The sequence below is a fragment of the Vibrio sp. ED004 genome, assembly GCF_023206395.1.
Taxonomy (GTDB): Bacteria; Pseudomonadota; Gammaproteobacteria; order Enterobacterales; family Vibrionaceae; genus Vibrio.
Window position 1 is genome coordinate 1,833,255 of record NZ_CP066149.1, and the last position, 25,506, is coordinate 1,858,760.

Consider the following 25,506-nt stretch of genomic DNA (forward strand, 5'->3'; position numbering starts at 1 on the left):
AGTGTCTGTTTCAATTCAAGGTCAATTCCCAGGTCGCCGTATGCGCCGTATGCGTAAGCACGACTTTAGCCGTCGCCTAATGGCAGAAAATCAATTGTCTGTGGATGATCTAATCTACCCAATGTTTATCCTGATGGGTAAAGACCGCCGCGAGCCTGTAGAGTCAATGCCGGGTGTTGAACGCTTGTCGATCGATTACATGCTCGAGGAAGCAGATTACCTGTCAAAGCTGGGTGTTCCTGCGATTGCTCTATTTCCAGTCGTGAACCAAGATGCTAAAAGTTTATGCGCAGCTGAAGCTCATAACTCAGAAGGTTTGGTGCAGCGCGCTGTACGTTTACTAAAAGAGCATGTGCCAAACATTGGCGTTATTACTGACGTAGCACTAGACCCGTTCACCACTCACGGCCAAGACGGCATCATCGATGAAGATGGTTACGTGATGAATGACGAGACGACTGAAGTCTTGATCAAGCAAGCATTATCACACGCTGAAGCAGGTGCTGACGTGGTTGCACCGTCAGATATGATGGATGGTCGCATTGGTAAGATCCGTGAAGCGTTAGAAGAAGCGGGTCATATTCATACTCAAATCATGGCGTACTCTGCGAAATACGCATCGTGCTACTACGGTCCATTCCGCGACGCCGTCGGCAGTGCGTCGAACCTGAAAGGTGGTAACAAGAAGAACTACCAGATGGATCCTGCGAACAGCGATGAAGCGATTCACGAAGTCGCGATGGATCTTAATGAAGGTGCCGACATGGTGATGGTTAAGCCTGGCATGCCTTACCTAGATATCGTGCGTCGTGTGAAGCATGAACTTCAAGCACCGACATTTGCATATCAAGTGTCTGGTGAGTATGCGATGCATAAAGCAGCGATTCAAAACGGTTGGCTGAAAGAGCGTGAAACCGTGATGGAATCACTGCTGTGCTTTAAGCGCGCTGGTGCTGATGGCATTCTTACTTACTTCGCTAAAGATGTGGCTGAGTGGCTTGCAGAAGACAATGCACAAGCCGCAGAGCACTTAAAAGAAAAGTAATCGTGTAGAGTTCACTTAAGTGATCAGTAAAGGGTTGGCCATTGTGCCAGCCCTTTTGTTTATAAGGATGAATAAGATGTCAGTTGTCGTGCGTGAAGGTTCGTTAGAAGAAGTGGTGTCTGTGGTCGAGCAGATCTCTGAGTTCGCTAAAAAAGAGAGTGTCGCTTCTCTTTCAGAGCGGCTGGTAGGGAAAAAGAACCTTATCTTAGTGGCCGAAGAAGCTGACGTGCTGCTCGGTTTTAAGATCGGCTATGAATTGGATCAAGATACTTTTTACAGCTGGTTTGGTGGCGTGTCACCGCTCGCGAGGAACAAAGGCGTTGCACAGGCGCAATTAGACGTTCAGGAACAGTGGGCGAAAGAGCAGGGCTACAGACAGTTAAAGGTTAAGTCTCGTAACCAGTTCCCTGCAATGTTGCGCCTGTTATTGAGAAACGGTTACCTAATCGAAAAATTTGAAGAAAAAGAAGACATTAATGACCATAGAATCCATTTTTTGAAGCAAATTTAAACACTGCTGTTAACGGTTTATAAATTAAATGAGATTTATTATCATTTAAGTGTTGACTATTAAATGAGAATCATTATTATTAACTTCGTCTTAGGGAATGAGGAAATGTTCACAAGGATGTTAAGTACTCAAGTATCTACTTGGTTACCCAACAGAATTCTCGCGAACTTGTACTAAGTTCTTTTTGACACGACATTGCTCACATTGCTTCCAGTGTAATTTATAGCTTTTAGGTAAAGCTGTGGTATTCAATTTGAATGGCTTTACTGGTTTTTGCTAGGCGACATCTTAGGGTGTCGCTTTTTTTATACCTACCATTTCAACAAGATGCATATTTAGTGGCACGTATTTTTATGAATAAAACGCCATCAGCATTTTTTTCCACAACGCAAGATCGAGAAAAGATCGTTGATCATCTGTTCGATCTGTAAAATTGTTCTTTATTTTCAGTTGTTTATTGGTGTTTTTTGAGTTGTTCACCGTAGTTCTCAACAGGGTGGGTAAATAATATAAACAGAGTTATCCACAGAACGCTTGCGTCTAAGAACAAAAAATAACAACAAATCGATTATAACGAACACAACCGAGTGAACGGATACAGATCGACAACGTGGAATCCAACCAACAGACGTGGCATTCTTAACAGATAATTTCTGTACTTACTGGATACACAAACATTATGGCTCGTATTCCTGATAATCCATTGATTCTGATCGATGGCTCTTCTTACCTATATCGCGCGTTCCATGCTTACCCTGGCACAATGAGCAATGGTGATATCCCAACTAACGCTGTTTACGGTGTAGTTAACATGCTGCGCAGCATGATGCGTCAATTTGCTTCTGATCGTATTGCGGTAATTTTTGATGCGAAAGGAAAGACGTTCCGTGATGACATGTACCCAGAGTACAAGGCAAATCGTCCACCTATGCCTGATGATCTTCGTTGCCAGATTGAGCCTTTGCACAATGTGATTCGTGCAATGGGTTTGCCACTTATCTCTATTCCTGGCGTTGAAGCGGATGATGTGATCGGTACGTTGGCTTCTCAAGCTTCTGCTATGGGTATGCCTGTGCTTATTAGTACTGGCGATAAAGATATGGCGCAGCTTGTCGATGACAACGTTACTCTGATCAATACCATGACCAACGTGGTAATGGATCGTGAAGGCGTGATTGAGAAATTTGGCATTCCGCCAGAGCTGATCATCGACTACCTTGCGCTGATGGGCGATAAAGTCGATAACATCCCAGGTGTTCCGGGTGTCGGTGACAAGACAGCGACTGCTCTGCTGCAAGGCATTGGTAGCATCGAAAAGCTGTATCAAAACCTGGATGATATTGCCGCTCTTGGCTTCCGTGGTTCAAAAACCATGGCTAAGAAGCTGATTGATAATAAAGACAACGCTGAGATGTCTTACGAGCTTGCAACGATCAAACTGGATGTCGAGTTAGAAGAGACACCTGAGTCGCTTGTAAAAGCACAACCAAACACGGATGAGCTGATTAAGCTATATGGTCAACTGGTCTTCAAGTCTTGGTTGAACGAGCTACTTGAAGGTGGCAGTGGTGTGGTTGAGGCGGATGAAAAGTCGGGCGCAGTGCGTAGCAATACGGCATCAACTACTTCTACCGTAGAAATGAACACCTCTGCCGTGACGATTGATCGCAGCAACTACGAAACCATCCTCGATGAAGCGTCATTCAATGTTTGGCTAGAGAAATTGAAAGCGGCTGAAGTGTTTGCTTTCGATACCGAGACAGACAGCCTAGATTACATGGTTGCGAACCTCGTTGGCCTGTCATTCGCGACTGAAGAAGGCGTTGCCGCTTACGTACCGGTTGCCCATGATTACCTAGATGCACCTCAGCAGCTGGATCGCGATTGGGTACTTGAACAGCTTAAGCCGGTTCTTGAAGATGACGCACAAGCTAAAGTCGGTCAAAACCTGAAATACGATATGAGCGTTTTAGCGCGCTACGGTATCGAGATGAAAGGCATCAAGCACGACACCATGCTAGCGTCTTACGTTTTCAATAGTGTTGGTGGCAAGCATGATATGGATAGCCTAGCGCTGCGCTTCCTACAGCACAGCTGCATCTCATTCGAGCAGATCGCAGGTAAAGGTAAGAAGCAGCTTACTTTCAACCAGATTGAGCTGGGTGAAGCGTCTCCATACGCTGCAGAAGATGCTGACGTAACACTGCGTCTTCATAACCGCTTAATGGAAAACATCGAGCAAGATGAAAAACTAAAAGCGATTTATGAAGAGATCGAAGTACCACTGATTCCAGTGATGTCTCGTATTGAACGCACAGGTGTATTCATCGACGACATGTTGCTAGGCGCTCAATCGCAAGAGATTGCCGTTCGTCTTGATGAGTTAGAGCAGAAAGCTTACGAGATTGCAGAGCAAGAGTTCAACATGAACTCGCCAAAACAGCTGCAAGCGATTCTTTTTGAAAAAATGGGCTTGCCTGTTATCAAGAAAACGCCATCAGGCGCACCTTCAACCAATGAAGAAGTGCTGCAAGAATTGGCGCTTGATTACCCGCTGCCTAAGCTGATCATTGAGTATCGTGGTCTTGCGAAGCTGAAATCAACTTACACCGATAAGCTGCCGAAGATGATCAACGCTGAAACCGGTCGTGTTCATACGTCTTACCACCAAGCGGTAACGGCGACGGGTCGTTTGTCTTCTACTGATCCAAACCTACAGAACATCCCAATTCGTAATGATGAAGGTCGTCGCATCCGCCAAGCATTCGTTGCACAGCACGGTTGGAAGATTCTAGCGGTCGATTACTCTCAAATTGAATTACGTATCATGGCGCACTTATCGGGTGACAAAGCGCTTCTGGAAGCATTCCAACAAGGTAAAGATATCCACGCAGCAACGGCAGCTGAGATCATCGGCGTTAATATTGAGGATGTAACGACGGAACAACGTCGTCGTGCTAAGGCCGTTAACTTCGGTCTTATCTACGGTATGAGTGCCTTTGGTTTGGCTAAGCAGCTAGGTATTCCTCGTGGCGAAGCACAGCACTACATGGATACTTACTTCGAGCGCTACCCTGGTGTGATGCAGTACATGGAAGACACGCGCAGTGCTGCTTCAGAGCAGGGCTTCGTTGAAACCATTTACGGTCGTCGTTTGCACCTTCCTGAAATTCAATCTCGTAATGGCATGCGTCGTAAAGCTGCTGAGCGTGCGGCGATCAACGCGCCAATGCAAGGTACAGCGGCAGACATCATCAAGAAAGCGATGCTATTGGTTGATGAATGGATCCAAGCGGAAGGCGATGGTCGAGTTAAGTTATTGATGCAAGTACACGATGAATTGGTATTTGAAGTGGAAGAGTCATCTTTAGCCGAAATTGAAAGTAAAGTACAAGAATTGATGGAATCAGCTGCAGAGCTAGAAGTGCCGCTAGTTGCGGAAGCTGGCCACGGTGACAACTGGGATCAAGCCCACTAATCAGTTTTTGACCTTATTACGCAAATTATTATGAGCCAGTGCACAAACACTGGCTTTTTTTTGTCTCGAATAAAGTTGAATCGTGAAAAGGGTTTAGGTGTTTTAATAAAACATTCATGAAAAAAAACTACAAAAGTTGTTTTCATTTCTGAGCAATTGTTGTACATTAAATCTCGTAGGGTACAGAGGTAAGATGTTCTATCTTTCAGACCTTTTGTTTCACGTTATTGGATTAGGCTGATTCAGCCGCCCCAGTCAGCATTTGACTGGGGCGTTTTTTCTTGTGCGAAAGAAAAATATTTCCAACCTACTATTCCTCTATAAATCCGCTTCTTTTTAGTGCCTTTTATTACTCTTTCTCTACTACTCTAGCTAACCCTCAATTTGTCCTAAATCTGGAATTTGATCAGCAATTGGTAATTTAAATCCACACTTAAATTGATTGTTTTATCATTTGAAATAACTTTTATTTTACAACTTGCTGATAAAGGATTGATGGCTCACGCCTTATTTATCAGAGTATTGAGTAGGTGAATGCTCAATGTAGTCCATGATTTCTTGTTGCTTCTTGTTGCTTCTCGGTGCTGTATTTCAGTGCTTCGGCAGTGACCTGGATAGACTGCGCCATAGAGGAGATATTGTTGGTCGCTTTAACTAAGGTTTGTTGCATGGGTTTGAGGATTAGCAGGTAAATAGCGGTCAGAGCGATAATAATCACACCGACAACGGCAACTAGCGCGATGATGATTTTGGTTTGGATATCATCGAGCAACGTTTGGCTTGTCTGTTTAAAGGTGACGCGTGATTGATCTAAGGCTTGTGGGAGTTGATTGAGCGAGGTCTTGGTTGTGTCTGCAAGCTTGTTGATGCTTTCAACCGTTTGATTAAGAGCCAGTTGCTGGTCGTCGCTGAGGTTAGGGTTGTTGACGATGGCTTGCAAAGATTGTGATATCACTTCGAGTGACTCAGTTGCTTCCTGAGCGTACTTTTCCATACCGTCGAGGTCTAAGGTCATATCGACGTTGATCAGCGGTGCTTCCGTGGGTTCTGCTTCAGAGGCGTGGCCTGTAAGAGGTATTAGCATCATTGCCATTACGGTCAAGAGTGTTTTCCACATGAGTATTCCTTTCTCTATATTCTGTTTATCAAAGTCTATTTTTTAGTATGGTCCACTTCTGTTGCTTATAACGGGTTTATCTTGTTTTTTATCCTTAGTTTTTGAGTTTAACCCGCTAATTTATAGGTAAAAAAATACCCCACCTATATAAGGCAGGGTATTGATTAGGTGCGATCACTTGATAGTCGTGATCGAGTCCCTCTATATAGAGACTACTCTGAATCGTTGTGTTCTTCGTCTGCTAACTCATCGATAAGCTGGTCTGCAAGTGCTGGTGCGAACCACTCATCCATCTTGGCACGTAGTTGGTCAACGCCGATGCCTTTCATAGAAGAGAAGACATCAACTGCTACATCACCACCGAAAGATTTTGCATCGTTACGGATTTTCAGTAGCTGTGCTTTACGCGCACCGCTTTTCAGTTTGTCTGCTTTTGTTAACAAAACCTGTACTGGGATGCGACTATCGATAGCCCAGTAGATCATTTGTTGGTCAAGGTCTTTCATTGGGTGACGGATATCCATCAATACCACTAGACCTTTTAGGCTTTCACGTCGCTGTAGGTATTCACCTAGCGACTTCTGCCACTTTTTCTTCATCTCAAGTGGTACTTGAGCGAAGCCATATCCAGGTAAATCGACGATATGACAACCGTCTGTCACCTTAAATAGGTTAATTAGCTGAGTTCGACCTGGTGTCTTACTGGTTTTCGCCAAGCTTTTTTGGTTTGTAACGCGGTTTAGTGCGCTAGATTTACCAGCATTGGAGCGTCCTGCAAACGCAATTTCGATCCCTTCGTCTTCTGGTAAATGACGAATATCAGGTGCACTGGTAATGAAATGCGTGTTTTGATAATGAATTTTTACGCTCACTGTTAACTCCATCTCGACTTTGTGTAGTCGATTGATTACTTTTTTGTGAATTTGTGTAAAATAACCGTGCTCGGCATAAGGTCGCCTATTGTACCATGAGTGGCAACATTGAGTGGTACTGGAAGCTTGATAATTATAATGGAATGTCATGAAGAAATTAGCGCTAATTTTGAGTCTTTTAGCCAGCTGCTCAGTATGGGCTCAAGGTAGTATTGAAGCTGGTAAAGCCAAATCACAAACATGTGTTGCCTGCCACGGTGCTGACGGCAACAGTCTGATCACTCAGTACCCTAAGCTGGCTGGTCAACATGAGAAGTACCTAGAGAAGCAGTTAAAAGAGCTTAAGCTAGGTATGACAAGTGGTGGTAAGCAAGGTCGTTACGAACCTGTAATGGGTGCAATGGCGATGCCTTTATCTGAAGAAGATATGGCTGACCTAGCGGCATACTACGCATCTCTACCTATCTCTAGTAACTCTACTCCTGAAAATGTAGTAGATGAAGGTAAGGTTCTTTACACGGCGGGTAACGCAGAACGCGGCCTAACGGCGTGTATTGCTTGTCACGGCCCTCGTGGTAACGGTACCGAACTTTCTGGTTTCCCTAAGATTTCTGGTCAACACGCAGATTACATCAAGGCTCAACTTGAAAAATTCCGCGATGGTAACCGTAATAACGACATGAATGCGATGATGCGTGATGTAGCTAAAAAGTTAACAGACGCAGAAATTGATACCTTATCGAAGTACGTTGGTGGTCTACACTAATTTGTCGGTTTCTTGCTCTTAGCCAGAGTGAAGAAATGTACGTTCGAGCGAGATTGAAGAGACGCCCCGATCAATTATGGTCGGGGCGTTTTCTTTTTGGCTAGTTTCTTTTGATTGTCACTATTTATGAATCAATCGTTTATGTCTGATTTATCTATGTGTGATCAATTTGTGTTCGAAAGTGTGAACTCGCACTATTGTAGTCTTTTTGTAACACGGTAAAGTAACCGCCATCAGCTAGGAGCTGACTTAGATATGGATGATCATCTAGTCTAACGGTATAGACAGAAATGGATCAGGCTAGGACAGCCCAGCAACAAGGTGTTAGAAAAGGATAGCCAAAACTCATCAGGACGATGAACAACAAACAAATTTGGCATGGAAAGCACCAATAACAAATGGAGATTTGTGTACCAAGTTGAGTATGCAAATTTTGGCCGATATAGGCAGATTTAGAGAGCGATAGGTTTTCCTATCGCTTTTTTTATTGATTTGATGAAAAAACACCCAATACCTCTCCACTATAAACGCAGTTTCTGGTATGTTTCGCATCCCTGTTTAAGGATGTGCTATGTATACTTGTCCCTTATGCCATCACCAAGGCGTGAATCACTATTTTGAAGACAAACGCAGAGCCTATCTGCAGTGTCAGCAATGTGAACTGGTATTTGTTAAACCTGAACAAAGGTTAGAAGCAAAAGAAGAAAAAGCACACTATGATCTCCATGAGAACGATCCTAGTGATGCAGGCTATCGCCGCTTTTTATCTCGCATCGCGGATCCACTAACAGACAAAATTTCATCTAACTCACACGGGTTGGATTTTGGTTGTGGCCCAGGCCCTACGCTATCTATCATGTTAGAAGAAGCCGGACACACCATGGAGTTGTACGATATCTATTACCACCCAGAGACTTCTGTGTTGGAAAAAACGTACGACTTTATGACTGCCACGGAGGTGATTGAACATCTTTATCACCCAGACAAAGTGTGGCAGCAATGGTTGAATTTAGTTAAACCCAAAGGCTGGATTGGTCTTATGACTAAGCTAGTAATAGACGTAGATGCGTTTGCTGGTTGGCACTACAAGAATGACCCGACTCATGTTGTCTTCTTTAGTCGTCAAACATTCCAGTTTTTGGCAGAGCGGGATAAGCTCGAACTAGAATTTTTTGGAAATGATGTAATTTTACTGAGGAAAGTGCAGTAATGGCTCGTAGTAAAAAATCAAGAAAGCCGGGAGCTCTTGGCGCTCCGGAACCTATGGTTACTCGTAACCGTAGTGAATCTGATGTTGAAGGTCGTGAACGTAAGCGTGTTAAAAAGCGCAAAGGCCTAAAATCTGGCAGCCGTCACTCAGATGGTAGCGAAGCAAAACAGCGTAAAGCTGCACAAGCTCGCGACCCTCGTTTAGGCAGCAAGAAAAAAATCCCGCTGATTATTGAACCAGCGAAGAAGCCAACGAAACAAGAGCGTAAGCTATCTAACGAACAAGAGTTAGAGATGCTTGAGAACGATGCTCAACTGAACACGCTGTTAGATCGCCTCGAAAATGGTGAAAACCTAGGTGCAGGTCTACAGAAGTTCGTTGACGAGAAGCTTGATCGCATCGAACACCTAATGGACCGCTTAGGTCTGTTAGAGCCAGAAGAAGACGAAGAAGAGATCTTCGAAGAAGCACCAGTTGCATCTAAGAAGAAAGCAAGCTCTGATGAAGACTTGTTATCTCAATTCGAAGACTTCGACTTAGACAGCTTTAAAGGTTAATAGCCAATGAACGTAACCTTATTAGCAATTGCTGGTGGAATTATCATTCTCGGCTTGGGCTCTTACGCAGGTTACCTTCTACTTCAAGTGAAGAAGCAGACGGAGTTGCAAAAGCAGCATCAAGCACTAGCCATTGAGAAACGTAACGCGACGATTTACGACAACGTAAATACTTTGTGTTTAGCGGGCATTCAAGGCCAGTGTGATTTACCTGAGATCAGTATCCGAGTGTGTATCATCATGGATAATGTTCAGGGCGATGAGCGTGTCGATTTAGATTCTGAATATCCTGCTCTTTCTGAGCTGTACCACATCGTTAAAGATATGGCGCGCGGAGAGGAAAGACAGGAACTGACGAAGAAAGAACGCATGCAGCAGAATCTCACACGCCACAAGGCAGAGACTCGCTTGAACGATGCGGTTATCGAAGATTTGAAAAGGTTGCAGGAGAAGGTTAAACCTCTCAACAACCAAATCAATATTCAGATGATCTAGTCGCTAAGACTATTAATATAGAGGCTCGTTTAATACACGGTGTATTTAAGATTCATTATCTTTAATCCCGAGTGCTGAATGAGCCTTCTTACCTCTTGCACCCCTGTATTTCGGTGCATTGTTAGTGATCAAGCTAGCAGTTCTGAGTTTTTATCTGAAAAAAAGATTTTGTCTTGAAACGACCTTACAAGTCGTGTGGCAAAATAACCCGTCTATATTTTAATGTATGTAAAATGATTTGAGAGACCTTAGGTTCTCGCGGATCTAAATTGGAAGTACCGCTATGTCGAGCAAGCCAGTAACAACGAATCAGCAAATCGTTTGGGATCAAGAGATCTTAAACAAGTACAACTATTCGGGACCTCGTTACACCTCATACCCAACTGCGTTGGAGTTTCATGAAGCGTTTACCGTCGCTGATTACGACATGGCGTGTACGCAATACCCAGAGCGTCCACTCTCTCTTTACGTGCATATCCCGTTCTGCCATAAGCTTTGTTACTACTGTGGGTGTAATAAGGTTATTACTCGTCACTCGCATAAAGCGGATGAGTATCTAGATGTGATTGAGCATGAAATCCGCCAGCGTGCGTCTCTGCTTAATGGTCGCGAAGTGACTCAACTGCATTTCGGTGGCGGCACACCAACCTTCTTGAGCAAGACTCAAGTCACTCGTTTGATGATGATTCTGCGTGATGAGTTTAACTTCACTGCGGATGCTGAAATCAGTATCGAAGTAGACCCTCGTGAGATTGAGCTCGATGTTCTCGATCACCTGCGTAACGAAGGCTTTAACCGCCTGAGTATCGGTGTTCAAGACTTCAATAAAGAAGTGCAGAAGCTGGTTAACCGTGAGCAAGATGAAGAGTTCATTATTGCGATGGTTCAACGTGCTAAAGAGCTAGGCTTCCGTTCGACTAACCTAGATTTGATCTACGGTCTGCCAAAGCAGACCCAAGCGCTATTCGCTGAAACGCTGAAGCAAGTGCTTGAGATGAAGCCGGGTCGCCTATCTGTGTTTAACTACGCGCACATGCCACAACTGTTTGCGGCGCAGCGCAAGATTAAAGATGAAGATCTGCCGGAAGCAAAAGAGAAAATGGCTATCCTGCAAGATACTATTGAGACTCTAACGGGTGCGGGCTACCAGTTCATCGGTATGGACCACTTTGCTCTACCTGAAGACGAGCTCGCGGTTGCACAGCGCGAAGGCATCCTGCATCGTAACTTCCAAGGCTACACGACCCAAGGTGAAGCTGACCTAATTGGTTTTGGTGTTTCTGCTATCTCTATGGTGGGTGATGCTTACGCACAGAACCAAAAAGAGCTGAAGAAATACTACGCTCAGGTCAATGACCTGCGCCACGCACTTTGGAAAGGTGTGGCACTTGATAGCGATGACCTTCTACGTCGTGAAGTGATCAAGCAGCTTATCTGTAACTTTAAGCTTGATAAGACCATGATCGAATCTGAGTTCTCGGTTAACTTTAATCGTTACTTCAAGGAAGACTTAGAGCTTCTACAAACCTTCATTAACGATGAGTTGGTTGAAGTCGATGACAAAGAGATCCGCGTGACTCTGCGTGGCCGTTTGTTGATTCGTAACATCTGTATGTGTTTTGACAAATACCTGCGCGCTAAGGCTCGCCAACAGCAGTTCTCTCGCGTTATCTAATCGCTCGATTGAGAGTAGAGACATAAAAAATGCCAGCATCTTGCTGGCATTTTTGTATCTGTGGTTTGTTCTCTCGAGGCTGTCAGCTTGGTTTAACTGATGCTCTCTTCGGCTTCGGTATTCTGTTTGATTTTGACACTCTGTTGAGCATTGCTTAGATCGGTTGGCCATTGGTCAAAAGGCACGGGGCGGCTATATAGAAACCCTTGTGCTTGTGGGCATTGCAGCTGCTTAAGTAGGTCTGCTTGCCGCTGAGTTTCAACGCCTTCGGCGACTAAGCTGACCTTGAAGCCTTTGGTAATGTTGACGATAGCTGCAACGATAGAGCTATCTAGATTCTGTTTATCAAGCTTACTGACAAAGCTGCGGTCTATCTTCAAGCAATCAAATGGCAGTTTGTGTAGGTAGGCCAGTGACGAATACCCAGTACCAAAATCATCAATCGCAATTGAGATCCCCAAGGCTTTGAGAGTCAGCATGTTGTCGATGATGGTTGGGTCATTATCTATGATGCGTGACTCAGTGATTTCCAGCGTAAGGTTTTTGGCCGGTAGTTTGGTATCACTTAGCGTGTTTTTCACTAAACCAATAAACCCACTTTCACTGAGCTGATCGACAGATAAGTTAACGTGAATCGAGAAGTCTTCGCTCCATTTTCCTGACTCAATCGCAATTGCAGTATCTCGACACGACTTGTGCAAGATCTGCTTACCAATGTCGTAGATAAGCCCGGTTTCTTCTGCTAGTGGAATGAATTCCAGTGGTGAGATAATACCTTCGTCGGTGACCCAGCGAGCCAAAGCCTCAGCGCCTATGGTGGTGCCTGATTCTAGGTCGATGATTGGCTGATAAAAGGGTTCAAATTGCTGCAGCTCAATCGCTTTGTTCAGTCGAGCCAGCATCTTAGTGCGGTGTCGAGAGGCGTTGCCCATCTCAGGGCTATAGATGCTGACGCGTGTTTTATCTTGTTTGGCATTGCTGAGTGCAATGCTGCTGTTACGAAGCCACGACGTAATATCTTGATCGTTTGATACATGTACAACACCAACCGAAACCTTGACCACGACACTTTCAGATTCCATCGCAAACGGTGAAGCAAAGGTTTGAACCAAGCGGTTAGCAAGCAGTTGAACGTCTTCCTCTTGGGTGACGTTAGGCGCGTATATCGCGAACTCATCACCGCCCGTGCGTGCCAATAGGTAATCTGACGGTAGCGTGCCTCTCAAGCGAGCGGCAGAGATGATCAGCAGTTGGTCGCCATTGTAGTGACCTAGGCTATCATTGATGTCTCGGAAGCGATCGATACCAACCAAGTACAGCGTGCCTTTTTCGGTTGCTGCGTTTTTCTTTGCTGCATCGATAAAGCCTTCTCGGCTGTAGAGTTTGGTCAGTGAGTCATAGGTCAGTTGTGACTGTAATTGCTGGAATGACGCTTTCAGGTTGTTGGCCATCTCGTTGAATGCTTCTACCAACATACTGGTTTCGTAGATATTGCCCGATTTCGGCATACTGCTGTCCCAATCCCCTTTGGCAAGGCGTTTTGCGGCATCTGAGGTGGAGGTGATGGGTTGGGTCACACGATTGAAAGCGATTAATCCTGCGATAATCCCAATGCAGCTAAGCGCGAGTCCAAGCAGCCAACTGTCTCTTTGGTTTTCCGGCAATTCACCGAGTAGGTTACTTTCTGGAATCGACATACCAATAAACCAAGTGAGGCCATGTTTATCTTCATAAGGTGTTATTTGGTTAAAGTATTGCTCGCCATCCAATGTGAACCTGAAGCGTTGTACGCCCATGTCGTTTATTAAATGCAGTTGATCAACGTAATTAGCGCTTTCTCTTATTACTGGGTTGGCACTTTCTGTGGCTAATAAGCGTTGGCCTTTATGTGTCTTACCGGTGCCCCATGAAACCACACTGCCGCCACCGGAGTGTGCGACTAAGCGTTGTTGCTGATCGATGATGTAGACAGAAGCATCGGTCTTGTCTTTTAGGTTCTTCAGGAATGCGTTAAAGGTATTGATCTTGATGTCGCTGACGATGACCGCTTTAAACTCATTGTCGGAATAGATAGGGGCGAGGGCAGAAAGAGTAATCTCTTGGCGTTCATCCGCATTGGCGTAAATTGGCGACCATAGTGCTTTTTTCTCATTAACAACTGGGGTGTACCAAGGGCGGACTCTTGGATCGTATCCGGAAATGACCGAACGAATGTCTTCGCTAATCTTGCTACCACGGTAGATGACGAGCTGATCTTGAGTTCGTTCATCTTGCACCATTAAGGTGTAGCCGTTGTTGGCCTCTTTACGAAAACCGACATAGTTACCACCTTCAGAGCCGAAACCGATCACATCCAGCTGCGGCACGGCAGTGAAATGGTCGGAAAACTTATAAAGGATGTAGTCTTGAACCTTACTGAGATTACCGGGCTGATAGAGCTTGTGGTAACCAATGTTGTGGCTGAGGGAGAGGTTCGCGTGAAATGGTTTTTCTAAAAAATCGGAAAGGCTTTGATGAACGTTGTCAGTGAGTGATGCTAGCTGACGTGCACTAATATCACTCACCATTTCTTTGTAGCTTTGCTTTTGAGTGAAAACCATTACGCCCATAGTGAACAGAAATATCATCACGAAGGGCAGAACCACTGCGGTTCTCAATGTAATTTGTGTTTTCAAAGACATCTTTAGCTACAATTTTGGTGAATAGTGTACTGTAATTGTACCGACACTATTCAAACCAAGCGACACTTTTTTGGTTAAAAAGTAGCTGCATCGAGAGTCATATAATGCCTAGTACAGTTCTTTAAGCTTGCGAGTTAGGGTGTTTCGTCCCCATCCCAAAACCTTCGCTGCATCCTGTTTATGACCATTAGTATGGTTGAGTGCAGCCTCTAGCAGTATACGTTCAAACTCTGGCAGAGCATAAGTCAGCAGCTCCTTTTCTCCTGAATCAAGCGCACATTTTGCCCAATTCGCAAGCAGTTGCTGCCAGTTATCTCCAGTGCCGGAAGTGGTCACCACTTTCTCTTCCAACAGCTCAGGCGGTAAGTCCGAAGGGAGTATCTCACTGCCGCTCGCCATTACGGTCAACCAACGACAAATGTTCTCAAGCTGACGCACGTTACCCGGCCAATTGAGTTGGTTTAGCTTCATTATGGTTTCTGGGTGCAGGGTTTTCACTTCAACACCGAGCTCTTCAGCGGCTGATGCCAAGAAGTGATGAGTCAGCTTTTCAATGTCTTGCTTGCGTTCGCGCAGTGCAGGGATGTGAATTCGAATCACATTGAGTCGGTGGAACAAATCCTCACGGAAGTCGCCTTCATGCACTAATCGTTCAAGATCTTGGTGGGTTGCCGCTACGATACGCACATCAACTTTAACCGCAGAATGACCGCCGACACGATAAAACTGTCCATCAGAAAGCACGCGCAACAGACGGGTCTGAATATCGAGTGGCATGTCACCGATCTCATCAAGAAACAGGGTGCCGCCGTTGGCCTGTTCGAAGCGTCCTTGGCGAACGCTGTTGGCTCCGGTAAAGGCACCTTTCTCGTGACCAAATAGCTCTGATTCAATCAGGTCTTTGGGAATAGCCGCCATGTTGAGGGCGATAAAGGGCTTCTTTGCGCGTGGGCTGTGGCGATGTAAGGCATGGGCTACTAACTCTTTACCAGTACCAGATTCACCGTTGATGAGCACGGAGATGGATGAGCGAGACAAGCGACCAATAGCCCGGAAAACTTCCTGCATCGCCGGTGCTTCGCCAATGATTTCGGGTGCGTTGGTCTCTTCGGTAACTTCGCTGGCTTGTTCGCGCTTTTGTTCTTGGCTGTGTGCGATCGCTCGCTCTACTAACGTGAGTGTCTCATCGATATCAAACGGCTTTGGTAGGTATTCGAAGGCACCTTTTTGGTACGCATTTACTGCAGCATCAAGGTCGGAGTGCGCGGTCATGATGATCACTGGCAGATCGGGAGAACGTTGATGCACTTGATGCAATAGCTCAATCCCGTCAATACCAGGCATGCGAATGTCAGACACCAATACGTCTGGCGTTTCGCGCTCAAGAGCAAGCAACACACTCTCTGCATCAGCAAATGTTTCGCACTTTATATCCGCAGATGAAAGTGTCTTCTCTACTACCCAGCGGATAGAGCTGTCGTCATCGACGACCCAAACGTATCCCTTACTCATAATTCAATTCCTTTGCAGCCAAATCTATTGTGATAATCATTGTTGTTTTTATTGTTCGGTATTCTTCGTTGCCATGAAGCTCACTTTCTCATCGAGAAGTGTCGCTTCGTTTATATCGGCAAATAAATCGTGAATGTGGTGTTACCTGGCCAGCTCTCAACATCAATTTTTCCGTTGTGCTGATCGATCAGGTTTTGAGATATCGATAACCCTAAGCCTGTGCCACCCTCTCGTCCGCTGACCATTGGGTAAAAAAGCGTGTCTTTTAATTCGTCGGGGATGCCCGGGCCGTTATCGCTGATCTCAATTCGAGCAGCGAGTTTGTGTCGTTGCCCATGAATGTTTGCTTGATGCACCGTTCTGGTGCGAATGGTGATTTTCCCAGATTCCTGAGTCTTTAGAATCTGCGCTGCATTACTCACGATATTGAGCATGGCTTGTTCAACTTGCGCAGAATCCATCAAAATCGCAGGTAGGCTTGGATCGTAATCTCGTTCGATTGCGAGCGTCGAACCCGATTCGAGCTCTACCAGCTGCCTTACTTTTTCGAGTATCTGGTGGAGGTTCTCTTCTGACTTAGTTCCCGGCTTTTGCGGGCCAAGTAGGCGATCGACTAAAGCGCGTAAGCGGTCGGCTTGCTCAATAATGATCTGGGTGTACTCATTCAGGGACTGATCAGGGAGCATCTTTCCAAGCAGTTGCGCAGCACCTCTTAAACCACCCAATGGGTTCTTAATTTCATGGGCTAATCCACGCACCAGCAGCTTAGCCGCTTGCTGTTGTGCGTGTTGGTTAAGCTCTTGGCTGAGCCTTCTTTGCTGGTCTATCTTGCGCATCTCAACCAATAGCAGCGTCTCACGTTGCCACGAGATTGGGCTAACCGTTACCTCAAGCATCAGAGGGCGGTTATCAACAACGAAGGTCACATCGCTATCGGTAATGCTTTGGCCACTTTGTAGCGGTTGGGTCAGCAGTGCCAAGTCAAGAGAGGCGTGTTGGATAAGCTGACTCAGTGGATGATCAACAATGCGTCGCGCGCTTTGTGAAAAGAGTTGTTCAGCCGCCGGATTGGCGTATCGCACATAGAGTTGCTCATCGAGCATCAATGTCGAAGTCACCATATTGTCGAGAATGGCGCTGGAAAGATGATGTGTATCTATGCTGTCGCTTTTGGCTGATCGATTCACTATTTCGTCCTTGAACTGGTGTTTTTCTCACTGCACCAAATTGGTGCGTAGCTAAGTTCAAGTATGGCGCATATCAACCAGAAGCTAAAGATAATTCATTAGAGTCGCTGAAAGCTGCTTCGATTAGGTGAAAAGTAGAGGTAATTCAGTCTCTTTTAACACATTGGCCTACTTGAGCGTCGCTCGATGTAAATACACGGTGACTGGACTAGTAGATGCAATAAGCTTGCCGCTTCTATGTGCTTGAATTGCAATGGTGTGAGTACCTCGATCGATACCTTTTAATTCCCAGTTAGCTTGGGTTTGAGGAGCCCCGTAACGACGGCCATCGAGCATCAATTGCAACTGCTCCCCAATACCGAGTTTGCGGTTAAGCTCGATTTGTATTGGAATTAAACCGCGGTTGCTACGGATGGTTTGATCATGAATGGGTGTCAGCATGGTGAGAGTTAACTGAGCTGGAGCCTCGCGTTCTTTGGTTTGGGTTTGTGGTTGAGCTTGAGCGGGCGTTGCTGTTGAAGCTGCAGCGTCAACGGGAGTCGAGGCCTCAAATTTAGGGGCGGGTGCGGATGCTTGTACATCAGGCAGGCGAAGAGACTTAGCGCTTTGATCTGTCGGGGTGTCACTAAAGTGGAGTACGCCATCCTCATCGACCCAGGTATACACAGTTTGAGCAGAGCACGAGAACGCGACTGTTAACCCGATTAGGAACAGTATGTTTTTCATATCTTTAGCCTCTTTCCACCGTTAGGTGATTTCACGTTTGGCATTGGTTTTATTGGTTTTGATTTTGTTGTATTTAGCGCGACAGCCTCTGAGGGCTTTTGGCTAAGATATGGTACGAGGAAGCTAGGGGAGGGAGAATATAAAAAAGGCCCGCCTGCGAGGCGAGCCTAATATTTAGTTAGCGATTCTTACAAGGTTGCAGTAAGAAATGGCTTATCTCTACCAGAGATTAAACTGAGTAGTACAGTTCAAACTCAAGTGGGTGTGTAGCCATGTTTACGCGTTGTACGTCGTCAGATTTCAGAGCGATGTAAGAATCGATGAAGTCGTCAGAGAATACGCCGCCAGCTGTTAGGAATTCACGGTCTTCGCTAAGCGCTGCTAGAGCTTCTTGTAGAGATTCAGCAACTGTTGGGATTTCAGCGGCTTCTTCTGCAGGAAGGTCGTATAGATCTTTATCCATAGCTTCGCCTGGGTGAATCTTGTTCTTGATGCCGTCAAGGCCAGCCATAAGCATTGCTGAGTAGCATAGGTATGGGTTAGCTGCTGGGTCACCAAAACGTAGCTCGATACGACGTGCTTTAGGGCTTGGTACTACTGGGATACGGATAGAAGCAGAACGGTTACGTGCTGAGTAAGCAAGCATTACAGGTGCTTCGAAACCAGGTACAAGACGCTTGTACGAGTTAGTTGATGGGTTAGCAAACGCGTTGATTGCACGAGCGTGCTTGATTACACCACCGATGTAGTAAAGCGCCATTTCAGATAGGCCGCCGTACTTATCACCAGCAAACAGGTTAACGCCGTCTTTTGCTAGAGATTGGTGAACGTGCATACCAGAACCGTTATCACCAACTAGTGGCTTAGGCATGAATGTCGCTGTTTTACCAAATGCGTGAGCAACGTTGTGTACAACGTACTTGTAGATTTGAGTTTCATCAGCTTTCGCTGTTAGCGTGTTGAAGCGAGTAGCGATTTCGTTTTGACCCGCAGTTGCTACTTCGTGGTGGTGAGCTTCAACTACTAGGCCCATCTCTTCCATTACTAGACACATTGCTGAACGGATGTCTTGAGATGAATCTACAGGAGCTACTGGGAAGTAACCGCCTTTAACGCCAGGACGGTGACCTTTGTTACCGCCTTCGAAGTCAGTACCTGTGTTCCAAGCTGCTTCTACGTCGTCGATCTTGAAGAAAGAACCAGACATGTCGTTTGAGAACTTAACGTCATCAAATAGGAAGAACTCTGGCTCTGGACCAACTAGAACTGTGTCTGCGATACCTGTAGAACGTAGGTACTCTTCAGAACGTTTAGCGATAGAGCGTGGGTCACGGTCGTAGCCTTGCATTGTTGCAGGCTCAAGAATGTCACAACGGATGTTTAGCGTTGCGTCTTCTGTGAATGGGTCCAGTACAGCAGATGCTGCGTCTGGCATCATTACCATGTCAGATTCGTTAATGCCTTTCCAACCAGCTACTGAAGAGCCGTCAAACATTTTGCCTTCTTCGAAGAAGTCTGCATCAACTTGGTGAGAAGGAATAGAGATATGCTGCTCTTTACCTTTTGTATCAGTAAAACGTAAGTCGATAAATTTAACTTCGTTCTCTTGGATCAGGGATAGTACATTTTCTACTGACATCTTGGATAACCTCCAGTGTTATTAATTCGGTATTAGCTCGATTCGGTTGAAACTAGCATTGATTAATGTCTATAAGTGCATTAATCGATGCTGATTTATCTATAGCCAAAAACGTGCCAAAAAAATTATTCCATTAATTTCAATGATTTAACTGTTTTTAAGTTTTGCTTAATCTACTTTTTGCACCAAAATGATCTCTGGTTGCACTTTATTGGTGCAATCGTTTGTCTGTGCACCAATATGAGACAATAAGCGAACACCATTCAGCAATGAATTGCCTAAGTTGTCAATCCACTTTTGTCATTTTGCCGGAGATTTGGCTTGTGACTCGCGCGTGATGCTTTTTTAGAATCCTACGAATCGGGCTACCCAACACTGTACTGAATCAAAGTTAAGAGGATATGAATCGCTAACTAAGAAAAAAGCCTTGGTTCAGATCACATATTTCTGGGTTTTTGTCTAGAATCTGGTATATTATTGACCGTTTTTTAAATCAAGCTAGCGGTTATTATCCAAACTTTTGAGATAAGTGACGGCTACTTTTATGAGTGAATCGAGAATCCATGTCTACTCCACAGATTGATAAGTTAAGAAATATCGCGATCATCGCGCACGTTGACCACGGTAAAACGACTTTGGTTGATAAACTGCTACAACAGTCAGGCACTCTTGAGTCTCGTGGTGAAGCTGAAGAGCGTGTCATGGATTCGAATGACATCGAAAAAGAGCGTGGCATTACCATTCTTGCTAAGAACACAGCAATCAACTGGAATGATTACCGCATCAACATCGTAGATACCCCGGGACACGCGGACTTCGGTGGTGAAGTTGAGCGTATCATGTCTATGGTTGACTCTGTTCTGCTTATCGTTGACGCAGTTGATGGCCCAATGCCTCAAACTCGTTTCGTAACGCAAAAAGCATTCGCACACGGTCTTAAGCCAATCGTTGTAATCAACAAGATTGACCGCCCAGGCGCTCGTCCTGATTGGGTTATGGATCAAGTATTCGACCTTTTCGACAACCTAGGTGCTACTGATGAGCAACTAGACTTCACAGTTGTTTACGCTTCAGCTCTAAACGGTTGGGCAACAATGACTGAAGGCGAAACTGGCGAGAACATGGAACCATTGTTCCAAGCTGTTGTTGATACAGTAGACGCGCCTGCAGTTGACCTTGACGGTCCACTACAAATGCAAATTTCGCAACTTGATTACAGCTCTTACGTAGGTGTTATCGGTGTTGCTCGTGTTACTCGTGGTTCTGTTAAACCAAACCAACAAGTAACTATTGTCAATGCAGAAGGCAAAAAACGTAACGGTAAAGTAGGTACAGTTCTTGGTTACCTAGGTCTTGACCGTCACGAAGTTGAGCAAGCTAACGCTGGCGACATCATTGCAATCACTGGTCTTGGTGAGCTGAAAATTTCAGACACTATCTGTGACGTAAACAATGTTGAAGCAATGACTCCGCTTTCTGTTGATGAACCAACAGTAACAATGACGTTCCAAGTAAACACTTCTCCGTTCGCGGGTAAAGAAGGTAAGTTCGTTACTTCACGTAACATCCTTGAGCGTCTAGAGAAAGAACTAGTACACAACGTTGCACTACGTGTTGAAGAAACTGATAACCCAGATCGCTTCCGTGTTTCAGGTCGTGGTGAGCTTCACCTATCTATCCTGATCGAAAACATGCGTCGTGAAGGTTTCGAGCTAGCTGTATCTCGTCCAGAAGTTATCATCAAGAAAGACGAAGATGGCAACCTAACTGAACCGTTTGAAACTGTGACTATCGACGTGCTTGAAGAGCACCAAGGTGGCATCATGGAAAACATCGGTCTACGTAAAGGTGAGCTAACTGATATGTCTCCAGATGGCAAAGGCCGTGTTCGCATGGACTTCATGATGCCTTCTCGTGGTCTTATCGGTTTCCAAACTGAGTTCCTAACTCTAACGTCTGGTTCTGGTCTTCTTTACCACTCATTTGATCACTACGGTCCTCACAAAGGCGGCGTAATCGGTCAACGTAACAACGGTGTTCTAATCTCGAACGCTACTGGTAAAGCTCTGACTTACGCACTATTCAACCTACAAGAACGTGGTCGTCTATTTGCTGAGCACGCGGATGAAGTATACGAAGGTCAAATCATCGGTATTCACAACCGTTCAAACGACCTAACAGTAAACTGTCTGAAAGGTAAGCAGCTAACGAACGTTCGTGCATCTGGTACTGATGAAGCACAGGTTCTTTCGCCACCTATCCGTCACACTCTAGAGCAAGCTCTTGAGTTCATCGACGAAGACGAACTAGTAGAAGTAACTCCTGTAAGCATTCGTATCCGTAAGAAGCTTCTTACTGAAAACGAACGTAAGCGTGCAGCACGTCCAGCTAAGGCTTAATTGCCAGCTGATTAGCTTTTAGCTAAGTAAAATAAGAAAGCCCTGAGTAGCCAAGCTGCTCAGGGCTTTTGTTTTATATGGCATTAGGATGGATACGGGTAAACGAGATGCGAGATTCGAAGAGCGTCTTTAGACTGGAGATAGCCAAGTACTAAGAGGGTGACTATTTTCGGTGCCTGTTCTCTTTTATCCATCTCCTGTGATCAAACCGTCATTCCAGAATTGAGGAACGAAATATCTGGAATCTTTTTACGGCATGGAAGAGATTCCCTATCACGCTCGTGCCTCACTGTAGGGAATGACGGAAGTTTATTTGGTAGGTTACGAATAAGCGAGATGCGTGATACGAAGAGCGTGTTTAAATTGGAGATAACTAGATACTAAGATGGTGAATATCTTCGATACCCGTTGTCTTTCATCTATTTCCACTTATCGAATCGTCATTCCAGAATCGAGGAACGAGATATCAGGAATCTTTTTATAGTGTGGAAGAGATTTCCTATCACGCTCAATGGTATGGACTCCCCACCTTAACTGACAGTGTCAGCTAAAGTTACAGGTGCGAACCAAAACAGGAGCCCATACTATGAATAAATTTAACACAATCTTGATTGATTTAGCCAAATCCGTCTTTCAAGTCGCGGTATTTAACCGCCATGGAAAGCGTAAGTTGAACCAAGCTATGTCTAAAAGAAAATGCTAACGGTCATCAGCCAACACCCTGGCGCGACCATTTGCATAGAGGCCTGTGCGGCATCTCATTATTGGGGACGAACGTTTCAAAGCCGTGGTCATACCGTCAAAATGATACCTCCCAAAAAGTGAAGCCATATCGCTGTGGTAATAAGAACGATGCTAATGATGCTATCGCGATTTACGAAGCTTCCTTACGCTCCGATATTCATGCGGTACCAGTAAAAACACCTGAGCAGCAAGATATCGCTATGCTGCTGAGTTTAAGACAAAGCTATATAAAACAACGCACAGCAGTAAGTCTACGGATCCGTGGCTATGCAGCGGAATGTGGAATTACCTTCCCACAAGGAGCCAATAAACTGCGAGAACCGCTCCCTCTCGTTATCGAAGATGCAGAGAATGAATTAACACTGACAACTCGATTCGTTCTCCGAGAATTACATGCTCAGCTACTAAGTCTTGATGAGCCTATCGAGAGAGTTGAATTGCAACTTATAGACTTTGCAAAGCAAATACCCGCTTGCCAGTTATTAATCACTTTACGAGGTGTACGTTGGGTGATTGCAAGTGCCATTTTTTCCCGCCTAGGTGACGCTTCGGCCTATAGAAATGGGCGAGGGGCTAGTGCGAGCTTAGGTTTAGTTCCGGCTCATACTGGCAGTGGTGGTAAGAACAAAAACGTAAGTGTTCACCAAACCCTATTGACACAAAAAGTGTGACATTACGCACTTGATCCCACTTTTAGTATTGAGTGATCCTTCTAGGAAGCCATCATAGTTTCATGACTAGAAAAAAAGCACCTAAATACCAAGAAGCACCACCTGAAGTCTCGGATTTGAATGAGGCTAAGGTGCTTATTGATGAGCTGTGGGAACAGCTCCGACATTATGAAGATAAGCTAACCACTAGCTCCAAAAACTCTTCAAAATCTCCTTCATCAGACAATCCTAAAGATCGCCATGACCGGAAAAAGTTGAAAGCTCTGGTGGTCGCAATTCGAGAGGAGCTAAACAAGGCCACACAGGGCATCAACGAAAGCTCTCACCGTTAAAGAAAACGGATGTCATTATTGACTGTTTCCCTGAAACTTGTCCTTGCTGCGCTCAATCTGACATTGAGGTACAAGGTGGGCCATACTATCGCCATCAGGTCTTCGATATTCCAAAACCCACTGTCGATATCACCGAATACCGTTTGTTTTCAGGTCAATGTCGGCACTGCAAAGAAACCGTAAAGGCTCAAAAGCCTGACGATGCATCTCAAGGGATTATAGGGCCGAACTTATTAAGTTACATTGGGGTTCTTGCGGGGCAATATCACCTCAGTGTTCGGAAAATCCAATCACTGCTCAAAGAACAGCTTGGCACAACCTTTTCGGTCGGCGCGATTAGTGAAGCGCAAACGAAAGTCGCTTCAATGTTAACGCCATTGCATCAAGCGATAAAAAGGCGTTAAAGAAAGCGCCTTTGATTCATGCTGACGAAACCTCTCATCACCGAAATGATGAAACGAGCCTGCGTTGGTGTTGGTTAGTGGCAAGTGATGACCTTGTCTATGAACAAATACTCTATTCGCGCTCGACCTCCTCAGCGAAAAAGGTCATTGATGAAGACTATGCAGGCATTGTGGTGAGCGACCAGTGTCCAAGCTATAACTGGATAGCCGCAGACCGTCATCAGTTATGTTGGGCACATGTGAAGCGCAACCTTCAGCAAATGGCGGATTATAGTGGCGGTGGCCACACTGCTTATATTGGTAAACATCTTTGTTTGTTAACGAACGCCATTTTCCATACTCGGCATCGTTATGAGCAAGGTGAATTGGATTATTCACTGTACTTGCGGCGAATGCACAGGCTACAAAAATCGTTCGATCATTGGTTGAGCAAAGGGACAGATGTCATGGTCAAGCGGTATCGGGGCCGATGCAAGTTACTGCTCAAACATAGAGAGAGCTTGTGGGTTTTTCTCAAGAAAACATCAATCCCCTTAACCAATAATGAAGCTGAACGATGTATTAGAGGTTTTGTCATTCAAAGGAAAATCAGCTTCGGAACGACCTCAGATGCAGGCGATAAATTCCGTAGCCGTATTCATACACTTATCGAAACCTGCAAAAAGCGCGGTCTATCAGCAATGTCAGTTCTGAGTGAAATCATCACTTCTGTTGTTGAGAAGAAACCGTACCCGAACGTTTTTAATCTGTAGTATCGTTCCTCTCAGTCATGAGAAGTCAAGTTGCCTTGGTGAACGGTTACACAAAAACCACGGAATAAGTAAATCAGGTGATAAAACCTTACGCTCTCTTGTCGTTCATGGAGCAAGAGCAGTGGTAGCGAATATCCGAGATAAAGAAGATCGCTTAAGTTGCTGGATACGAAACTTGTTAGAAAGAAAGTCGTTTAACCAAGTAGTTGTCGCCCTTGCTAACAAAACGATCAGAATGGCTTGTGCCATGCTGAAGAGCAATCGATCTTATAATGAAACGTTACTCGCTTAACAATTGATTTTATAAGGTTAAGGGAGACATCAATCCCCCATGTAAGCAAGTAAATTATGGTAAAGAGTGAGCATAGCAAGCAAGAGAAACTCTGAGAGGGACGAAGGTGATAATACACCACACGCTCGATAAGAACTTTTGCTGAGTGGATTAAGCCATAGAGGTTCGGGGTAGCTCCCTATAAAGAAACCGAATATACGTGCACTTGCGTACCTTTACTCGTTTCCTTGCAATACTAGGGGAGTCCATATACGTGCCTCGCTGTAGGGAATGACAGGTGTTTGTTTGGTGGTTACGAATAAGCGAGGTGCGGGATACGAAAAGCTTGTTTAGACTGGAGGTAGCCAGATACTAAGAGGGTGGGTGTCTTCGTCGCCTGTTCTCTTTATCCATTTCCTGTCATCGAATCGTCATTCCAGAATCGAGGGACGAGATATCTGG

The 25,506-nt window shown here is 45.2% G+C and carries 16 protein-coding genes and 2 pseudogenes; 11 read left to right on the top strand and 7 right to left on the bottom strand.

What is annotated here, in order from left to right; genetic code table 11:
* The first annotated feature begins 1 nt into the window (after window position 1).
* The 3 genes from hemB (at window position 2) to polA (ending at window position 5,034) form a co-directional block, all read left to right on the top strand.
* On the top strand, window positions 2-1,045 hold the full coding sequence (gene hemB / locus ITG10_RS08300) for a porphobilinogen synthase (protein ID WP_017060158.1): 1,044 nt from the start codon (window positions 2-4) through the stop codon (window positions 1,043-1,045).
* 76 nt (window positions 1,046-1,121) lie between these two features.
* Window positions 1,122-1,556: a GNAT family N-acetyltransferase gene (locus ITG10_RS08305; protein ID WP_017631973.1), complete on the top strand. Its 435-nt coding sequence runs from the start codon at window positions 1,122-1,124 to the stop codon at window positions 1,554-1,556.
* Between the two features lie 679 nt (window positions 1,557-2,235).
* Window positions 2,236-5,034, top strand: a complete 2,799-nt coding sequence (gene polA / locus ITG10_RS08310; protein ID WP_248386807.1) for a DNA polymerase I — start codon at window positions 2,236-2,238, stop codon at window positions 5,032-5,034.
* Between the two features lie 507 nt (window positions 5,035-5,541).
* On the opposite strand, the pseudogene ITG10_RS08315 reads toward polA, so the two are convergent.
* Together ITG10_RS08315 and yihA are read right to left on the bottom strand one after the other, a co-directional pair.
* Window positions 5,542-6,151 (bottom strand): annotated as a pseudogene (locus tag ITG10_RS08315) (GTP-binding protein).
* Window positions 6,152-6,363: 212 nt separating this feature from the next.
* Window positions 6,364-7,023 (bottom strand): ribosome biogenesis GTP-binding protein YihA/YsxC, encoded by a 660-nt coding sequence (gene yihA, locus ITG10_RS08320; RefSeq protein ID WP_017631972.1) that lies wholly within the window; start codon window positions 7,021-7,023, stop codon window positions 6,364-6,366.
* Between the two features lie 148 nt (window positions 7,024-7,171).
* Between yihA and ITG10_RS08325 the strand changes: the two genes are divergently transcribed.
* The 5 genes from ITG10_RS08325 to hemN all read left to right on the top strand — a co-directional run bounded on the left by ITG10_RS08325 (window position 7,172) and on the right by hemN (window position 11,726).
* A complete protein-coding gene (locus tag ITG10_RS08325; RefSeq protein ID WP_017631971.1) occupies window positions 7,172-7,789 on the top strand; it encodes a c-type cytochrome in 618 nt (205 codons plus the stop codon).
* A gap of 571 nt (window positions 7,790-8,360) precedes the next feature.
* Window positions 8,361-8,999: a class I SAM-dependent methyltransferase gene (locus ITG10_RS08330; protein WP_086050285.1), complete on the top strand. Its 639-nt coding sequence runs from the start codon at window positions 8,361-8,363 to the stop codon at window positions 8,997-8,999.
* Complete coding sequence (gene yihI / locus ITG10_RS08335) at window positions 8,999-9,556, top strand: Der GTPase-activating protein YihI (protein WP_017631969.1); 558 nt, start codon at window positions 8,999-9,001, stop codon at window positions 9,554-9,556. The genes ITG10_RS08330 and yihI overlap by 1 nt, the downstream gene beginning before the upstream one ends.
* A 6-nt stretch (window positions 9,557-9,562) precedes the next feature.
* On the top strand, window positions 9,563-10,051 hold the full coding sequence (locus ITG10_RS08340; RefSeq protein WP_017631968.1) for a DUF2489 domain-containing protein: 489 nt from the start codon (window positions 9,563-9,565) through the stop codon (window positions 10,049-10,051).
* 283 nt (window positions 10,052-10,334) lie between these two features.
* On the top strand, window positions 10,335-11,726 hold the full coding sequence (gene hemN, locus ITG10_RS08345; RefSeq protein WP_017631967.1) for an oxygen-independent coproporphyrinogen III oxidase: 1,392 nt from the start codon (window positions 10,335-10,337) through the stop codon (window positions 11,724-11,726).
* A 92-nt stretch (window positions 11,727-11,818) separates the two neighbouring features.
* Here the strand turns inward: hemN and ITG10_RS08350 are convergent, their stop codons facing one another.
* The 5 genes from ITG10_RS08350 to glnA all read right to left on the bottom strand — a co-directional run bounded on the left by ITG10_RS08350 (window position 11,819) and on the right by glnA (window position 19,471).
* Window positions 11,819-14,407, bottom strand: a complete 2,589-nt coding sequence (locus ITG10_RS08350) for an EAL domain-containing protein (RefSeq protein WP_017631966.1) — start codon at window positions 14,405-14,407, stop codon at window positions 11,819-11,821.
* Between the two features lie 108 nt (window positions 14,408-14,515).
* Complete coding sequence (gene glnG, locus ITG10_RS08355) at window positions 14,516-15,919, bottom strand: nitrogen regulation protein NR(I) (RefSeq protein ID WP_017631965.1); 1,404 nt, start codon at window positions 15,917-15,919, stop codon at window positions 14,516-14,518.
* A gap of 110 nt (window positions 15,920-16,029) precedes the next feature.
* Window positions 16,030-17,106, bottom strand: coding sequence for a nitrogen regulation protein NR(II) (glnL, locus tag ITG10_RS08360; RefSeq protein WP_017095622.1), 1,077 nt, complete (start codon window positions 17,104-17,106; stop codon window positions 16,030-16,032).
* A 168-nt stretch (window positions 17,107-17,274) separates the two neighbouring features.
* Window positions 17,275-17,832, bottom strand: coding sequence for a DUF4124 domain-containing protein (locus ITG10_RS08365; RefSeq protein ID WP_017631963.1), 558 nt, complete (start codon window positions 17,830-17,832; stop codon window positions 17,275-17,277).
* A 229-nt stretch (window positions 17,833-18,061) separates the two neighbouring features.
* On the bottom strand, window positions 18,062-19,471 hold the full coding sequence (gene glnA, locus ITG10_RS08370) for a glutamate--ammonia ligase (protein ID WP_017631962.1): 1,410 nt from the start codon (window positions 19,469-19,471) through the stop codon (window positions 18,062-18,064).
* Between the two features lie 563 nt (window positions 19,472-20,034).
* Here glnA and typA point away from each other — a divergent pair.
* The 3 genes and pseudogenes from typA (at window position 20,035) to ITG10_RS08385 (ending at window position 24,773) form a co-directional block, all read left to right on the top strand.
* A complete protein-coding gene (gene typA, locus ITG10_RS08375) occupies window positions 20,035-21,870 on the top strand; it encodes a translational GTPase TypA (protein WP_017059220.1) in 1,836 nt (611 codons plus the stop codon).
* A gap of 821 nt (window positions 21,871-22,691) precedes the next feature.
* Complete coding sequence (locus tag ITG10_RS08380) at window positions 22,692-23,285, top strand: transposase (RefSeq protein WP_248386808.1); 594 nt, start codon at window positions 22,692-22,694, stop codon at window positions 23,283-23,285.
* Window positions 23,286-23,347: 62 nt separating this feature from the next.
* A pseudogene (locus ITG10_RS08385) lies at window positions 23,348-24,773 on the top strand (IS66 family transposase).
* Window positions 24,774-25,506: the final 733 nt, after the last annotated feature.

Excerpts from the sequence above, each read along its gene's own strand:
- glnA (WP_017631962.1), bottom strand. The coding sequence starts at position 19,471 with ATGTCAGTAGAAAATGTACTATCCCTGATCCAAGAGAACGAAGTTAAA.
- ITG10_RS08340 (WP_017631968.1), top strand. The coding sequence starts at position 9,563 with ATGAACGTAACCTTATTAGCAATTGCTGGTGGAATTATCATTCTCGGC.
- ITG10_RS08305 (WP_017631973.1), top strand. The coding sequence starts at position 1,122 with ATGTCAGTTGTCGTGCGTGAAGGTTCGTTAGAAGAAGTGGTGTCTGTG.
- glnG (WP_017631965.1), bottom strand. The coding sequence starts at position 15,919 with ATGAGTAAGGGATACGTTTGGGTCGTCGATGACGACAGCTCTATCCGC.
- ITG10_RS08330 (WP_086050285.1), top strand. The coding sequence starts at position 8,361 with ATGTATACTTGTCCCTTATGCCATCACCAAGGCGTGAATCACTATTTT.
- ITG10_RS08325 (WP_017631971.1), top strand. The coding sequence starts at position 7,172 with ATGAAGAAATTAGCGCTAATTTTGAGTCTTTTAGCCAGCTGCTCAGTA.
- ITG10_RS08365 (WP_017631963.1), bottom strand. The coding sequence starts at position 17,832 with ATGAAAAACATACTGTTCCTAATCGGGTTAACAGTCGCGTTCTCGTGC.
- yihI (WP_017631969.1), top strand. The coding sequence starts at position 8,999 with ATGGCTCGTAGTAAAAAATCAAGAAAGCCGGGAGCTCTTGGCGCTCCG.
- ITG10_RS08350 (WP_017631966.1), bottom strand. The coding sequence starts at position 14,407 with ATGTCTTTGAAAACACAAATTACATTGAGAACCGCAGTGGTTCTGCCC.
- typA (WP_017059220.1), top strand. The coding sequence starts at position 20,035 with ATGTCTACTCCACAGATTGATAAGTTAAGAAATATCGCGATCATCGCG.
- polA (WP_248386807.1), top strand. The coding sequence starts at position 2,236 with ATGGCTCGTATTCCTGATAATCCATTGATTCTGATCGATGGCTCTTCT.
- hemN (WP_017631967.1), top strand. The coding sequence starts at position 10,335 with ATGTCGAGCAAGCCAGTAACAACGAATCAGCAAATCGTTTGGGATCAA.